The organism is Candidatus Avedoeria danica (assembly GCA_016703025.1).
Taxonomy (GTDB): Bacteria; Chloroflexota; Anaerolineae; order Epilineales; family Epilineaceae; genus Avedoeria; species Avedoeria danica.
In genome coordinates this window covers 103,444-119,609 of record JADJCV010000001.1, presented here as the reverse complement: position 1 = coordinate 119,609, position 16,166 = coordinate 103,444, and the positions used below count along the sequence as shown (strand labels likewise).

At 69.7% G+C, this 16,166-nt stretch carries 10 protein-coding genes; 6 read left to right on the top strand and 4 right to left on the bottom strand.

Annotated features, from left to right (window positions below):
* Window positions 1-3: 3 nt before the first annotated feature.
* The gene (locus IPG72_00505; GenBank protein MBK6767524.1) at window positions 4-3,456 is read right to left on the bottom strand and encodes an SUMF1/EgtB/PvdO family nonheme iron enzyme; all 3,453 of its coding nucleotides are present in this window, start codon (window positions 3,454-3,456) and stop codon (window positions 4-6) included.
* On the opposite strand from IPG72_00505, the gene IPG72_00500 reads away from it, so the two are divergent.
* Entirely contained in the window at window positions 3,410-4,555 is a 1,146-nt protein-coding gene (locus IPG72_00500) for a hypothetical protein (GenBank protein MBK6767523.1), read from the top strand. The two genes, IPG72_00505 and IPG72_00500, sit on opposite strands and share 47 nt — an antisense overlap.
* A 4-nt stretch (window positions 4,556-4,559) precedes the next feature.
* Here the strand turns inward: IPG72_00500 and IPG72_00495 are convergent, their stop codons facing one another.
* The 3 genes from IPG72_00495 to trxA all read right to left on the bottom strand — a co-directional run bounded on the left by IPG72_00495 (window position 4,560) and on the right by trxA (window position 10,172).
* Complete coding sequence (locus IPG72_00495; GenBank protein ID MBK6767522.1) at window positions 4,560-6,521, bottom strand: lamin tail domain-containing protein; 1,962 nt, start codon at window positions 6,519-6,521, stop codon at window positions 4,560-4,562.
* Window positions 6,522-6,645: 124 nt separating this feature from the next.
* On the bottom strand, window positions 6,646-9,720 hold the full coding sequence (locus IPG72_00490; GenBank protein MBK6767521.1) for a hypothetical protein: 3,075 nt from the start codon (window positions 9,718-9,720) through the stop codon (window positions 6,646-6,648).
* A 107-nt stretch (window positions 9,721-9,827) separates the two neighbouring features.
* Window positions 9,828-10,172 (bottom strand): thioredoxin, encoded by a 345-nt coding sequence (gene trxA, locus IPG72_00485; protein ID MBK6767520.1) that lies wholly within the window; start codon window positions 10,170-10,172, stop codon window positions 9,828-9,830.
* A gap of 143 nt (window positions 10,173-10,315) precedes the next feature.
* Between trxA and IPG72_00480 the strand changes: the two genes are divergently transcribed.
* The 5 genes from IPG72_00480 (at window position 10,316) to IPG72_00460 (ending at window position 16,166) form a co-directional block, all read left to right on the top strand.
* A complete protein-coding gene (locus IPG72_00480; GenBank protein MBK6767519.1) occupies window positions 10,316-11,446 on the top strand; it encodes a thiamine pyrophosphate-dependent dehydrogenase E1 component subunit alpha in 1,131 nt (376 codons plus the stop codon).
* Complete coding sequence (locus tag IPG72_00475; GenBank protein MBK6767518.1) at window positions 11,439-12,416, top strand: alpha-ketoacid dehydrogenase subunit beta; 978 nt, start codon at window positions 11,439-11,441, stop codon at window positions 12,414-12,416. The genes IPG72_00480 and IPG72_00475 overlap by 8 nt, the downstream gene beginning before the upstream one ends.
* A gap of 122 nt (window positions 12,417-12,538) precedes the next feature.
* Window positions 12,539-13,594 (top strand): N-acetyl-gamma-glutamyl-phosphate reductase, encoded by a 1,056-nt coding sequence (locus tag IPG72_00470; GenBank protein ID MBK6767517.1) that lies wholly within the window; start codon window positions 12,539-12,541, stop codon window positions 13,592-13,594.
* The gene (argB, locus tag IPG72_00465; protein MBK6767516.1) at window positions 13,591-14,370 is read left to right on the top strand and encodes an acetylglutamate kinase; all 780 of its coding nucleotides are present in this window, start codon (window positions 13,591-13,593) and stop codon (window positions 14,368-14,370) included. The genes IPG72_00470 and argB overlap by 4 nt, the downstream gene beginning before the upstream one ends.
* Window positions 14,367-16,166 carry an argininosuccinate synthase gene (locus IPG72_00460; GenBank protein ID MBK6767515.1) on the top strand — a complete coding sequence of 600 codons (1,800 nt, stop codon included), beginning with the start codon at window positions 14,367-14,369 and terminating at the stop codon, window positions 16,164-16,166. Before argB ends, IPG72_00460 begins: the two co-directional genes overlap by 4 nt.

Genomic DNA, 16,166 nt, shown 5'->3' with positions numbered 1-16,166 from the left:
ACGTTACGGGAGGGAGAGTGCCAGGCGGAAGCCCTGATTGTCACCATATGCCGCGGGCAACTCACCAATTCGGCGCCAGGTCTGCAGTTGATTCTGGTCTTGGCCCCATGAACCGCCTCGGATCACCCGCCTCTGTGATGAGGTCTCCGAACGAGTCGTGTGGCCAAGATCTGCCCGACGAGCTTCGACCTGCACGTGTCGATCCACAGCTGCAAACAAGGTATCCGTCCATTCGAAGACGTTGCCTGTCAGGTCCAAGATACCCTCGGGTGTCCCGCCACCAGGAAACGCACCCACGGGTGTGGTACGTCGAACGTGGGTCTCCACGGCATTGCATCGATTGATGTCAAATGTGTCGCCCCAGGCGTAGCATCTACCTTCTGGTCCTCGAGCAGCAGCCTCCCACTCGACCTCGGAGGGTAACCTGAACGGCACCCCCGAACACTTGGCCAGCCAAGCGCAATACGCCAGAGCCTCGTAATAGGTGACGCCGATCACCGGTTGGAATGCGGCACTGAGTCCATCATCTTCCCAGCGAAACGGCACACGAATCGGGCGGTCAGGGTACATTTCCTCCATCTCGGTGCGGAACGCGGGCTCATCGAGCGTCAACCATCGTTGCCAACGTTCGTAGAACGGCTGGGTCACGTAGCCGGCGCGGTAGAATCCCTGCAAGACTTCCGAATCCGAGTGAAACCAAGTGAAGAACTGCCATTCACGTTGTCGGGCAGGTTCTCCTGTACCTTCGCCGCGATGCCATGCCTTGGCCTCGTCGGATACCCACCAGCGGTCATCCTCGTAGCCACCGGCGCTGATGAACAAGGCATACTCGGCATTCGTTACGGGGTAGCACCCGAGAGAGAAAGCCGGCAGTTCAATCTTCTGCACAGGTAGCGCCTCGCCGGGAGGTTGCCCGTCGTGTCCGACGGTGTACATGGTCGCAGGAACAGTGATCATAGGCGGAAGAACGAACCGTCCGTCAGGGCTGCGGTGGGGTTCGAACATCGGATCGCCGAGTTCACCCAGACGCAACGCCACCTCAATCCGAGCACGGAGATCGGTCGTGGGGTCATCTCGTCGACGTCGCAGGGTCTGCGCGACGAGAGTCCGCGTTTCTGTTGTGAGCACAGCCTCGCCCGCTCCTGCGCAGCGGCCAGCCAATGCAAGGTTGACGCCCAATAGTTCTCGGATGAAGGCGTCCGGATCAACCGCCATCGGACACGCCATCAACATGACCTCATCCCACCGACTTCCGGGAAGCAGCGGCAACGGGTCGGCGGGCGCCAGCTCGTCGATCGCATCGCGCAACGGCACCGCTACTGAATCGGCGCGCCACTCCGTCCATGCCAACTGGACATCTGGCTCACGTGCAACCTGACGAGCGGCGAAGTACTCCTGCAGCAATTGATGGACGAACGAGACTTCGTCGCGCGCCGTGACCTCGCCGAGCAACCCGAGCGCCTCGGCCGCCTCGAGAATGTGTGGCCCGTCAGGACTGTCGATGAGGCGGCAAGCCGTGTCGAGGTCAACCACCACTTGCGATGCCTCGACATCCGAGGTGCGGGCATGAATGGTGAAGGCCAAGCGACTCAGCGCCTCGAGCAGCCGGCCACGAACGGGCAGCGCATACGGCGATTCCCATGGTCCACCTTGCACGATCTGGCGATGGTCGCGCTCCGTGAGCAGTTCGTTCGGCCCAAGCAGCGGGTTGACGAGCATGATCTCACGCTCGAGGGCGAGTCGGACGAAGCCGGTGAAGAGGGCTGCCCGGCCGCGAGGGATCTCGCCGGTCATCTCGACCTGATCAACGAGCATACGCAGCAGATAGGGCGTGCAGAGCGACTCCACCTGCGGCGTCGTTCGCAGCACCTCCCAAAGCTGTGTTGCATGCTGGGGGCAATACCGCTCCAGAAACTCCTGAATCCGCTCGCTGTCCAATGCTTCGATGACGACCTGCGGCACACGCAACGTCGGGCTGGACAGCGGCGCGCTGTAGTCGAGGCCGCGGCAGCTGAACACGGCGCGGTTCCCCGGCCGGCCGCCGAGGATCACATGGACGAAGTGGCGCCACGCGATGACCAGACGGCGGTACTCGGCCGCATCCTTGTGCGGGATTTCGTTCAAGCCGTCCAGCAGCAGAACCAGCCGCCCTTGGCGGCGGATCTCGGCCAACGGCGGGAGGGCAGGGTATCGATCGCGCCACCGTGCCTCGAACCACCGCTCGATCGCCTCCGGTTCCGGATCCTCGCCGGACAATCGGAACTGGTTGAGCGGGACGTACCACGTCACCACATCCGTCTCGTCCCGCAGCGCGCGCGCGTTCAGAGTCAGCTCAAGGTGACGCAACAGCGTGCTCTTGCCGCCGCCCGGAGCTCCGAGGACGACGAACGCCGGATGGAGGGTCGTGTCGAGGATGTCGGCAAGATCGTCGAAGCGCTGAGGCTCGGCCAGCCAGCGCATTCCCCGTGACTCCTCCCCGAGATCAACGAGGAGCGACAGCGAAACGAAGCGGCGGTCGAGTTGATACTGCGGCAATGACCACTCGGCCAGCCGGGTCAACCGGTAGGCGGTGAGGTTGTGGGGTACATGATGGGCCAACATGTGGGCCTCGGCCTGGGACAAGCCCAACGCCGCGCCGTTGGCGTCGGACCCCCTGATTCCGTGTAGCAGGCGCGCGATGATCGTCGGCGCGTCCATCGCGTCGCGGTCGGCCGAGGGCTCGTCCGAGGAAGTCACAATCAGTGGGTTGTCACGCGGCTCGGCGTCCGCAACGCGTAGCGGGCGCTGTTCGCGCGGCAGGCCGGCGACGACGATCTCGAAGATGTGCTCGCTGTACCGTAGATCACGGAGCGAGTGGTGACCGTGATCCACCAGCTCGAGACCATCCCCGAGCCGCCCACGGATCATCTGCTGTGCAACGAGCGATGTCAGGATCTGCCCGCCGTGGCCGGCGCCCAGGAGCCGTGCCGTCTGGTTCAGCGTTGGCCCATACAGGTCGCCCGCACGCTCGATGGCCGGGCCAACGTGGATGGCCATCCGCACTCGCAGCGGCCCGATCCGCGCATCAAGCGCCTGCCAGGGCTCGGCCTGCAGCGCCCGCTGCGCTGCTGCAGCCGCCTCGGCTGCGTCCCTCGCGTCACCGAAGACGCTGCAAAAGCCGTCGCCGACGGTCTTGAACACCTTGCCGCCATGCGACTCTATTGCGTCACGCACGATCGCGTCGTGCCTGTCGAGAGCGCGCGCCATGGCCTCGGCCAAGTGCTCCCACAGACCGGTGCTGCCTTCAATATCGGTGAACAGAAAGGCGAATGTGGTGCTCTGGAACAGCGACATGGACGGCTTGCCTAGTCCGAGAACCGTGGAATACTGACCGGGGTCGCTGCTTGCACTATAGGGAGGAACTTCAGACATGACAAAGCCGATGCGCCCGTCGCTTCCTGCCGTGGTGTGGCTCACCTGCGGCCTTGTTGCAGGCAGCCTCGTCCTCGCCTTGCGGCTCCCGCCGGGATCCGCATCCAACGCCGTACCAGACCGCATGCGGGGAGTAGCGCGGACTCTCGGGACAGGAGGGTCGTTCTCAAACCACACGGTATTGAACACCCTGCCCAACGGGCTGGGCGGGACCGGGTGGACGTACAGGCTCTACAAGGTCAGCGCGGGTCAGGTCATTGAGGCCTACAACGGCGAGGACAATCCGTTCACTACGGATACCAGTAATTTGCCTGTCCCTGCAGGCTATGCCATGCCTGTCTGCCCGCCAGCTGATACGTGCAACGACACCATCATTGCCTGGAACAACAGTGCAACCGGGCGAACCGTCCTATCCAATACGACGGCTCACTTTGGCTACAAGTTGGCCCCGAACTATCAGCCGAACGAGGTTAGGGGCAAATGGACCGGCGTCGACAGTGCGGGAGCAACTGTCGAGGCCACCATTGAGGCGTCCACCCTTGCACAGTGGCTCACGCCTGCATACACGCCTACCGCCACTCCCACGCGCACGCCACGGCTGCCGCTTGAGATCGTTCCGGCGATCTCATTGCCGCTTGCGGCGCAACAAGGCCCCGATTCCGACCCGCCGACCATTCTCGCCCGAATTCAGAACATGTCCATGGAAGAGGTAATCATCCAGCGATTCTATAAGCTCGTCCCAAGAGGTGCCGGGATCAAGCTAGAGGACCTGACGAACGACGCCGACAGGATCCCAGGGGCAATGCAGGAAGTCCCTGGGCGGGCCGCACTGAGGCCTTTCGAGTATCTAGACCTACAGATCGAGGGCGTTGACAACCGCAGTCAAGATGGAATCGTGTTCTGGTACAAGGCCGAACGGCGGGGAGCTAGTGCCATAGCATATGAAGCGTATCACGCGATCGAGTTGACGTTCGACGACTCTGCGACGCGTGAACCATTGGTGTCGCCAACACCAACGCCTTCCCCAACACCAACGCCTTCCCCAACACCAACCCCAACCCGACGACGCCCCTACTTCCCGTACGTCCTGCGCGACCATCACCTCCGCCCGACAGTTCCCACCCCCACCACCTCCACCCCCTGACCCCTCACCGCCCCACCCAAGGCACCCAAACCCGCATCCCCGCCGCCCCCGCCCAGTCCGCATCGAACACCCGCGCCAGGAACGCGTGCCCGCCCGCCGATTCGAACTGCACCGCCGCCTCCCGGTTTGCCTTGGCCGAGACCTCGGTCCCGTTCCAGCTGCCCAGGTGCACCCAGTGCGCCGCGCGCAGCGCCCCGACGTCGCGGCCCGCGGCCAGCCTGACGAGGACGATCTTGGCGTGCAGCCCGCCCCCGGCCGGGTTGGCCAGGCGCGCCTCCAAGTCGAGGTGCTCGGCACGGGCGACGGCGTTCAGGCGCGCCGCGGTGGCCCAGTTGCCGTCCGGGGACGCGGCATCGTCGAATCGGCCGTCGAGCAGGATGCGCACGCGGGCGCCGCGGCGGGCGGCGCCCAGGTAGGCGGCCACGCGTGGGTTCGTCGGTGGTGCAACGGGCGAGTCATCGCCGGCAACGATCATCGTCGATGCCGCAGTGCCCCACGACCACGGCTCCCGCAGCTGCGCCACGCGCACCCCATCGCCCGGTCCGGCGCGCTCGACGAGCGCCAACAGGCCCGCCGTCGGATGCAGGATGTTCTCCGGGGCGGTGAGCAGCGTCAGACCGGTCACGTCGGTCAGCAGCACCGGATCCGGCGCGACGGGGGTATAGCTGCCCGAAACGTCCGCCGGCCGCGGCGGGGCGTAGTCCGCGGCCGGTGCGCCGCGCACCGGATCGGCGGGCTGGTACGGCCGGACGTCCGCATGGTGTGAGGGATCGAGGTCGCGCGCGATGAGGTCATTGGCCCATGCCGCCACATCGGGCAACGCCGTGGCCAGATACGCGCCACGGCGGCCCGGCCGGCCGGGGGCGGGCGCAGCGCCGAGGCCCGGGTTCTCGGTGCCGATCAGCACGACGCGCCCGTCGACGACGATCACCTTGGCGTGGAAGCTGCGGTAGCGCGGCCGGACATCGCCCCCCTGGTCCATGAACCGAACGTCCCCACCGGCGGCCGCGATTCGGGCCAGACACCAGCGCTGTTCCGGCGGATGGCCGCCGACAGGAGAACCGTCCACCATGACGCGGACGCTCACCCCGCGCTTCGCCTGCGCGGCGACGACGTCGGCCAGATCGGCATTGTCGAACGTGTAGGCTGCGATGTCGATGGACAAGCGGGCGGCAGCCAAATGGCGACGCAGGAACGGCAGGAGCGCATCCGGCGCCACCGCCAGCTCGAGGGCGCCGTCGGCCAGCGTCGGTCCGTCCTCGTCGACACGGACCGTGCGCACCGGCACGCGGACGGGCACGACGCGGTCTTCGAGGTCCCAGCCCGGTAGGCGAACGCGACCGCCTAGCGCATCGTCATCGGGGTCGGACGCCCAGTCGGCCGCACCGTCCGTGTCCGTGACCGGCAGGCCGAGGAGCGGATCGAGCTTGCGATAGAGCACCTGGGCGCCGGCGCCTACCCCCGTCACGCGGTACGGGACGACCGCCGGGCCACGCCAGCCCGCCGACGCGGCGGCGCCGACCGAGTCCGTCTCCGTCGTCATGGCATAGCGCACGACGTCGTCGTAGCCGCCCTGCGGCGCGACGAGCCGGATCGTGTCGCCGCCGTTCGCCAGGCGCGGCGGTGCCGTTCGCACCACCAGCTGGCCAACCACGCCGCTCGCCCGATTTCGGCCGACCGGCCAGGCGTCCGGCGGGGACGAGGTCCACGCCCAGTCAGGCGCCTCGCCGAACGTGCGGGCAAACGCCGACGCGTCGCGCGCCAGCCACCATCGATCGCCCGCCGCCAAGTGCGCGCCGGCGGGAAAGACCGCGTCGCCGGACGCGTCCGCGAGGCGGTAGCCGCTCAGATCGACGCCGCGCGCGCCGACGTTCCATATCTGGACCGCCTCATCGCCCTCGTCGGGCGCGAAGCCGTCCGCGAAGACCGCGCTGATTACGACGGCGGCGGCGAGTACGCTGAACATGCCCACAGCGTACGAGCTGCGCTCGGTCCGAGAAGGTCAACGGCGACCGATTTGCGACACACCCGCGCCAAGTTGGGCGACACGCCCGCGCCAGGATGCGCGTCGAGGATCACTCGCCGCGCGGTCAGCGGCTCCGCCAGGCGATGGGCAGCCAGACACGAGACGGCGCAGCGATGCCGTCGATCATCAGGCGCACGCTCGCCGGCCCGTCCAGGTCGTGGTATTCGAGACGGACCCGGTGGCGACCGGCGGCGGGCACTTCGGCGTGCGCCACGGACGGCCCGTCGGGCGGCGTCGTCCACGTGTCGAGCAGCAGATCGTCGTCGAGCCAGAGTCGCGCACCGCCGCGCCCGTCGAGGACGAGGCGCGAAAGGCCGGCCGGAAGCAGGACGTCGCGGCTTGCCCGCAGCCCGAACCCATCCACCGGCAGCGCATCGCCCGGCGCGGACATCCCCCAGTCGAGGTCGATGGCCTCCGCTCCGACGACGGCGAGCGGGCGCTCGGTCAGCCAGCGGTTGCCGAAGAACTCGATCCGCCACGGTTCGAGCGGCGTCGGGCCGAACCCGATGACGCGGTGGGCCATCAGGTCGGCCACCCACGCACCGCTCGGTCCGAAAGCGATGCCTTCCGGGTTCTGGAGCTCGGAATCGCCGCCGCCCGGCCCGCTCCAATACCCGACGAAGTCGCCATCGCCCGTGAAGCACTGGATGCGGTCGTTCGTATCGCCCGTCAGGCCGTCGTCCGTGACGCAAACCAGACCATCAGGCGTCACCGCAACGTCCGTCGGCCAGACGAACTGGCCCGGGTCGCTGCCGATCGTGCCCCACTCCACGCGCGGCGTGCCGTCCGGGGTGAACGACACGATGCGATGGTTGAGCAGGTCGGACACGAACACCGTACCGTCGGCCGCGACGGCAATGCCCTGCGGCGAACGGAACTCGCCGAGCGCCCGGCCGTTCATGCCCCACGCGGCCAGGAATCCGCCATCGCGGGTGAAATGCTGCACGCGGTGGTTGCCGCGATCGGTGACGTACACCGATCCATCCGGCGCCACCGCGACGCCCGCCGGCCCGACGAACTGGCCGGGACCACGGCCCTGGCCGCCCCAACTCGTCTCGAACACGCCGTCCGAATCGAAGCGCTGCACGCGGTGGTTGCCGAGGTCGGCCACGAACACCGTGCCGCCCGCGTCGATCGCCAGGTCGCTCGGCGCAAGGAACCGACCGCGCCCGTCGCCGCTCGACCCGAACGCCAGCTCGAACGCGCCGTTGGCCGAGAAGCGCTGGATCCGGTCGTTGCCCGTGTCGGCCACGTACAGCCGCCCGTCGGCGGCGACGTCGAGGCCCTCGGGTCCGTTGAACCGTCCCTCCTGCATGCGCGAGACGCCGACGATGCCGAGCAGTCGCCCGGTCTGACCCAACCGCTGGACGCGGTCGTTGCCGGTATCCGCCACGAAGATCGCACCGTCCGGTGTGACGGCGATGCCCTGCGGCCCGTCGAGCTGGCCGTAGTCGCCGCCGCGCTCGCCGAACCCGCCGACCACCGCACCGTCGGCGCCCAGGATCTGGACGCGGTGGTTCAGCGTGTCGGCCACATACACCCGGCCGTCGATGCCGACGGCGACGGCGCGCGGGCGGGCGAACTGCCCGTCGTCGCGGCCGTATGCCCCGACCTGGCCGAGAAACGCACCGCCCGCGTCGAACCACTGGACGCGGTGGTTCCGCGCGTCGGCGACGTACACCCGCCCGTCCGGCGCGATGGCGATTCCGCTCGGGCTGTTGAACTGCCCGGCGCCGTCGCCCGGCGCGCCCCACTCGCCCAGCGGACGGCCATCGGCCTGGAAGCGCTGGACGCGGTGGTTGCCCGTATCGGCGACGAAGATCGTGCCGTCGGCGGCGACGGCCACCCCCTCGGGGCTGTCGAACTCGCCCGGCCCCCCGCCGTATGCGCCCCAGACCGCCAGCACCTGTCCGACGGCGCTGAAATGCTGCACGCGGTGGTTGAGGGTATCGGCCACGAAGAGGGAACCGTCCGGGCCGAGCGCGGTCCCGCCGGGCGATCGGAACTGGCCGGGCGCGCTGCCGAAGCTCCCGATCGCGCCGAGGTAGTAGCCTTCCGGACTGAAGAATTGGATGCGGTGGTTCTCGGTGTCGGCCACGTACACCGTTCCGTCGGGACGAACGGCGATGCCGGCCGGGCTGTTGAACTGCCCCTCGCCGGTGCCTGGCGCACCCCACGTGCCGAGGAATCGCCCGTCGGCATCGAACCGCTGGACGCGCCGGTTCCCATTCTCGACGACGAAGACCGAACCGTCGGCGGCCAGCGCGACGCCCCACGGAAGCAGGAACTGGCCGTTGCCGCGCCCGGGACCGCCCCATGGTGATCGGATCGCACCGTCCGGCCCGAACCGCTGCAGCCGATGGTTGTCCCGGTCGGCCACGACCAACGCCCCGTCGCTCCCCACGGCGATGCCGACCGGGAAACTGAACGCGCCGAGGTCCGTTCCCTCACGGCCGAACACCTCGATCCATTCGCCGGTGGACGACACGCGCTGCAGGCGGTGGTTGAACGTGTCGGCCACCCAGACGCTGCCGTCCGGCGCCGCGGCCACCCCGTAGGGCGAGCGCAGCTCGCCGAGCCCCCGGCCGTTCCGGCCCCACACAGCCACGAACGTGCCGTCCGCCGTGAAGAGCTGCAGCCGGTCGTTGCCGGTGTCGGCCACGACGACGGTGCCGTCGGGCCGGACCGCGACGGCGGCCGGCTGCTTGAACTCGCCCGCCGCCGTCCCGCGCCGGCCGACGGCCGCAAGGAACGTCCCGTCGGCCGTGAACCGCTGCAGCCGGTCGTTGCCGCTGTCGGCCACGACGACGGTGCCGTCCGGCGCCACGGCGACCCCCATCGGCTGCACGAACTGCCCCTCGCCGTCGCCGCGGCTGCCGAACGCCAGCTGGAAAGCGCCGGATGCATCGAAGCGCTGGATGCGGTGGTTGTCCGCATCGGCCACGAAGACCGTTCCGCGCTCGCCGAGCGCCACGCCAACCGGCCCGTCGAACTGGCCGGCGCTGTCGGCGGCGCCGAGGGCGAAGCGCGGCAGCGTCGGCAGGATGGCCGGCGGCGACGGAGCCGCGTCGGCGTTCACGGCGGCAGGCGCTGGGCGGCCGCCCAGCAACGACACCGTGGCCAGAAGGCCGGCGCACACGGTTCGACGCCGGCGGTTGGACCGGCGTCGACACGCGATCAGGTGAGCATCGGGCAATCCAGGCACGGGACGCGCGTCTGCGAATCAGCCGATCCGACTCCGCAGGCTCAGCTGACGAGCGTCGGCGTGAGGTGCGGCTCGAGCTTGGCCAGGATGCGCTCCTTGGGCATGTAGCCCACCAAACGCTCGGCCTCGCGGCCGTTCTTGAACAGGATGAGCGTCGGGATGCTGCGCACCCCGAACTGGAACGACGCCTGCTGGTTCTCATCGATGTCCAGCTTGGCGACCTTCAGCTGCCCGACGGTCTCGCCGGCGATCTCCTCGACCACGGGGCCGAGCATCTTGCACGGGCCGCACCACTCGGCCCAGAAGTCGACCAGGACCGGCATGTCCGACTTCAGGACCTCGGCCTCGAAGTCGGCATCGGTGACGACGACACTGTTGTGACCCATGTTCTTCCCATTCTCCTCAAGCGGGGGCCCGATCCTCGGTGCCCGATCTTGGCCGATAGCGCCGCTCTCGGCCGCCGCCACTTCTTGGCCGCGGCTTCGAGGGCCGCCTACAATCCCACCTTCTGCAACGTGGGAGGTCGGCGATGCCCTTGACCAGCGATGAGCGCTACCAACTTTACCATTATATGCGCCAGAGCCGGGCGATCGAAGATGCCGCGTGGGCCCTCGCAGGCCAGGGGCGACTGGTCGGGCGCTTGTACACCGGTCACGGCCAGGAGGCCATCCCGGTCGGCTGCGCCTTCGCCCTTGCCGACGGCGACGTGATCGCCCCGATGTACCGCGACATGGGCGCCCATCTGGTCCGGGGGATCCGACCGGTCGAGGTCTTCGCCCAGTACATGGGCAAGCGGGACAGCTCGAACGGCGGCACGGATTCCGGACTTCACATGGGCGACATGGCGCGGGGCATCGTTGGCATGATCTCTGTCCTCCCGGACTCCCTTCCCGTTACGGTCGGGGTGGCGTTGGCCTTCAAGCTGCGCCGCGAGCCGCGCGTAGCGATGACGTTCTTCGGCGAGGGCTCGACATCGACGGGCGCCTGGCACGAGGCGCTGAACATGGCGGCCGTCCTCAAAGTGCCCGCGGTGCTGGTGTGTGAGAACAACCAATGGGCGCTCTCGACCCCCACGGACCGCGAGTACGCCGCCGGCTCGATCGCCGACCGCGCGCACGGCTACGGCCTTCCCGGCGTCCGCGTGGACGGCAACGACGTCGAGGCGGTGTACGAAGCGGCACGAGCGGCCGTCGCCCGCGCCCGCATCGGCGAGGGTCCGACGCTGATCGAGTGCATGACGTTCCGGATGCGCGGTCACTCGATCATCGATCCGGCGGACTACGTGCCGGCCGCCCAGCGCGAGGCCTGGGCCGCCCGCGACCCGCTCGCCCGCCAGTTCGAGCGCCTCGTCGCCGCCGGTCTGTGGGACGACGCACGGGAGGCCGCCCTCATCGAGTCGTTCCGGGTCGAGATCGACGACGCGATCGACGTCGCCGCTGCGCTCGAGGATCCGCGGCCCGAAGACGTCGGGGCAGGCGTGTGGGCGACGACGGACGCGCCGACGACACGGCTGCCGGCAGCGGCACTGGCGGAGCTGATCCATCAGGGCTACCCGGACGAATTCCGGGTCACCCGGCCGATGTCGCCCCCCTCCACCGAAGTCGGTGCGATGGCGGCCGAACCCGCGACCGTTGCCGTCCGCGAGCCGAACGATGCGTGAGCTCACCTACCTCGAGGCAATCCGCGAGGCGCTGCACGACGAGATGACGCGCGATCCGCGCGTCTTCCTGCTCGGCGAGGACATCGCCGACTACGGCGGGGTCTACAAGGTGACGGACGGCTTCGTCGACACGTTCGGCGCCGACCGCGTCATCGACACGCCGATCAGCGAGAACGCGATCATCGGGGCGGCGACGGGCGCAGCGATCATGGGAATGCGCCCGATCGCGGAGATCCAGTTCGCGGACTTCATCGCCTGCGCTTTCGACCCGCTCGTGAACATGGCCTCGACGATCCACTACCGCTGGGGCCAGCCCGTGCCGCTCGTCGTCCGGATGCCGGCCGGCGCCACATGGGCCGGGGCCGGGCCGTTCCACTCGCAGAGCATGGAGGCGTGGTTCGCCCAGGTGCCGGGGCTGAAGGTCGTCATGCCGCACACACCCGCCGACGCCAAGGGCCTGCTCCTCGCCGCGATCCGCGACCCGAACCCGGTCCTCTTCCTGGAGCAGAAGTACCTCTACCGCCGCCTCAAGGGCCCGGTCCCGGAGGGCGATTACACCGTCCCACTCGGCCAGGCCGCCATCGCCCGGCCCGGCCGCGACGCCACCGTCGTCGCGTACGGAACGATGGCGCACAAGGCGCTCGAGGCGGCCGCGCTCGTCGCTGCCGACGACATCGACGTCGAGGTCGTCGACCTGCGAACGATCGTGCCGTGGGACCGCGACACCGTGCTGGCCTCGGTGGCCAAGACGGGCCGCGCACTCGTCGTGTACGAGGCCCATCGCACGGCCGGCTTCGGCGCCGAGATCGCGGCCGAGATCGCCGAGGCGGCCTTCACGGACCTCGACGCGCCCGTCCGGCGGCTGGCCGGCCTCGACACGCCGATTCCGGCCCACCCGACGCTCGAAGCGGCGTACCTGCCCGATGAGCACGCGATCGCCGCCGCGCTGCGCGCGCTCGTGGCCTGGTGAGCACGCGCCGGCGCGATCGGCCATGGCCTTCCAGTACTCTGTCACTGCAGAGTCTACGGGTATTGCACGTCTGTCACTGGACACCCGAAGCGTGTCCAGTGACAGAGTACTAGGAGCAACGCGTGATCCGTGCCGCGGTCCACGGCGCCACCGGCTACACCGGCGCCGAGCTGATCGGCCTGCTCGCCCGCCACCCGGGCGTTCAGCTGCGCTTTGCGGTGTCGACCTCCAGCGCCGGCCGAACGCTGGCCGACGTGATCCCCGGCGCACCCGACGTGCCGCTCGTCGCCGCCGATGCCGTGGTGGCCGATGCCGGGATAGCGGACGGCCTCGACGTCGCGTTCCTGTGCCTGCCGCACGGCGCCGCCGCGGAGACGGCGCTGCGCCTGCTGGACGCCGGGGTGCGCGTGATCGATCTGAGCGCCGACTTCCGGCTGCCGGACGCCGATCTCTACGCGGCGTGGTACGACCGCGCCCACCCGTCGCCGGCGCACCTCGGCAGCGCGGTGTACGGCCTCACCGAGCATGCCCGCGGCGCGCTCCCGGATGCCCGGCTCGTCGCCAACCCCGGGTGCTATCCGACGAGCATCCTCCTGCCGCTCGTCCCGCTCGTCCGGGCGGGCGCCGTCGCGTCGGGCGCGGTCATCGTCGCCGACAGCAAGTCCGGCATCTCCGGCGCCGGCCGCGTCCCCCTCCTCCACACGAGCTTCGTCGAGGTGGCCGACAACTTCTCGGCCTACAAGGTGGGCCGCAGCCATCGCCATCTGCCCGAGATCGAGTCGCATCTGGCGCGCCTGACGGCGCCGTCGGGCGCCCCGGCGCCCCCGATCGTCTTCACCCCGCACCTCCTGCCCGTCCCGCGCGGCATCCTGTCCACGCTGTACGTGCCGCTGGCAACCGGCTTCGACCTCGCCGCCGCCCGCGCCGCGCTGACCGACGCCTACGCCGCCGAGCCGTTTGTCGCCGTGCTGCCGGCGGGCGACCAGGTGCAGCTGGCCCACGTCGTACGAACGAACCGCTGCGCGATCAGCCTGGAGACCTGTCAGCCGCCCGACCGCGGGGCGATGCTGATCGTCACGAGCGCGATCGATAACCTGGTGAAGGGCGCGGCGGGGCAGGCGGTGCAGAACATGAACGCGGTCTTTGGGCTGCCCGAGACCACGGGGCTGCTCGGGTGAGCGCTGTCGCCCCGATCGACGTCGTGAAGGTCGGCGGGCACGACCTCGACGACCCGACGTTCGTCGCCGGCCTGGCGGAGGCCGTGGCCGCGCTCCGCGCCGCCGGACGCGCCGTCGTCGTCGTGCACGGCGGCGGGCGGGCGATCGCCGAACTCCAGTCCAAGCTCGGCCTCGCGGTGCGCGTCGTCGACGGGCTGCGCGTCACGGACGATGCCGGCCTCGACGTGGCGGAGATGGTCCTCTCCGGCCTGACGAACAAGCGCCTCGTCGCCGCCTTCCTCGCCGCCGGTCTGGATGCCCTCGGATTGAGCGGTGTCGACCGCGGCCTGCTGCGCTGCCGCCCACTCGAGCACCCCACGGCCGACCTCGGCCGAGTCGGCACGGTCGACCGCGTCCGCGTCGACATCCTCCTCGGCCTGCTGGCCGATGGCGTCGTGCCGATCGTCTCGCCGATCTCGCTCGGCCCGGACGACTCCAGCTGGAACGTCAACGCCGACTCCGCCGCCGCCGCGATCGCCGGCGCCCTCCGCGCCGCGCGGCTGGCGCTGGTGTCCAACGTGCCCGGCGTCCGGCTGGACGACGCCGTCGCCGCGCGGCTCGACGCGGCCGCGATCGAGGCGGCCATCGCCCGCGGCGGGATCCATGGCGGCATGGTGCCCAAAGTCAATGCAGCGCTCGCGTCGCTGGCTGCCGGCGTCGGCGAAGCGTGGATCGGCGACCTCGCGGGATTGGCGAACGGCCAAGGCACCGCGATCGTAGCGACGGAGCCGACATGAGCCGGGCGCTCCACGCCGCCGGCGCGCGTGCTGACGTCGTCGTGCGTGCGGCGGAGCCGAAGGACGTGGCTGCGATTGCCGCCCTTGTGGCCGAGTTCGCGCGGCGCGGCGACGTCCTGCCGCGGCCGGCGGCGGCCATCCGCGTGACGCTGCGCGACTGGGTCGTCGGCGTGGCGGGCGACGACGTCGTGGCGTGCGGCGCGCTGTTCCGCTACGGCGCCGGGCTGGCCGAGGTCCGGACGACGATCGTCGCCGACGCGTGGCAGGGCACCGGGCTCGGGCGGCGGATCGTCGAGGCCGTCATCGGCATGGCGGCGGACCGGGGCATCGAGACCGTCTTCACGTTGACGCGTCGTGCGCCGTTTTTCGAGCGGCTCGGCTTCGGGGCCGCCGACAAGGCGGACTTCCCGGAGAAGGTCTGGAAGGACTGCCGCACCTGTCCGTTGATCGACGCTTGCGACGAGACCGCGCTGCGGCTCGACGTCATCGACGCGCGCATCGCGGATGCGCCGTTGCCAAGGAGGCTTCCGATGTCCAACCGAACCCAGGTCAACCGCGTCGTCCTCGCCTATTCCGGCGGGCTCGACACCAGCGTCATCGTGCCGTGGCTGCGCGAGGAATACGGCTGCGAGGTCGTCTGCTTCTGCGCCGACCTCGGGCAGGGCGAGGAGCTCGAGGGCCTGCGCGACAAGGCGCTCGCGAGCGGCGCCGCCGACTGCGTCATCGAGGATCTGCGCGACGAGTTCGCCCGCGACTTCCTCTTTCCGATGCTGCAGGCCGGCGCGGTGTACGAGCGGCAGTACCTGCTCGGCACGGCGATCGCGCGCCCGCTGATCGCCAAGTGGCAGGTCGCGGTGGCCGAGGCCGTCGGCGCCGACGCGCTGGCGCACGGTTGTACCGGCAAGGGCAACGATCAGGTGCGCTTCGAGCTGACGTTCCAGGCGCTCAACCCGACGCTGCACGTCATCGCGCCGTGGCGCGAGTGGCACATCCGCAGCCGCGAGGACGCCCTGGCGTACGCCGACGCGCACGGCGTGCCGATCGCCAGCCGCGAGAACTCGGTCTACAGCCGCGACCGCAACCTCTGGCACATCTCGCATGAGGGCGGCCGGCTCGAGGACCCGCGGCTCGAGCCCGAGGCCGACATGTTCCTATGGACGGTCGATCCGCGCCACGCACCGGACACGCCCGAGGAGGTCGAGATCGGCTTCGACGCCGGCGTGCCGGTCACCGTCGACGGCGAGCGCCTGGCGCCGGCCGCGCTGATCGCCCGCCTGAACGACCTCGGGGCGCGGCACGGCGTCGGCCGGGTGGACATCGTCGAGAACCGGCTCGTCGGCATGAAGTCGCGCGGCGTGTACGAGACGCCCGGCGGGACGCTGCTCTACGCGGCGCACCGCGAAATCGAGTCTCTTTGCCTCGACCGCGACACGGCGCACTACAAGGAGCAGCTGGCCGGGCGCTACGCCGAGCTCGTCTACTTCGGCCAGTGGTTCCACCCGCTGCGCGAAGGCGTGCAGGCGTTCATCGCCCGCACCCAGGAGTCCGTCACGGGCTGGGCGCGGCTGCGGCTCTTCAAGGGCACGGCGACGGTCATCGGCCGCTACAGCCCGCACAGCCTCTACCGCGAGGACTTCGCCACGTTCGGCCGCGACGACGTCTACGACCAGACGGACGCCGCCGGCTTCATCCACCTCTTCGGGCTGCCGATGAAGACGCGGGCGATGATGGAGGTCTCCGGCGGCGGCAAGACCCGCTACGCGGCGCCGGACTACTCGCAGTTCAAGCGCGACTGA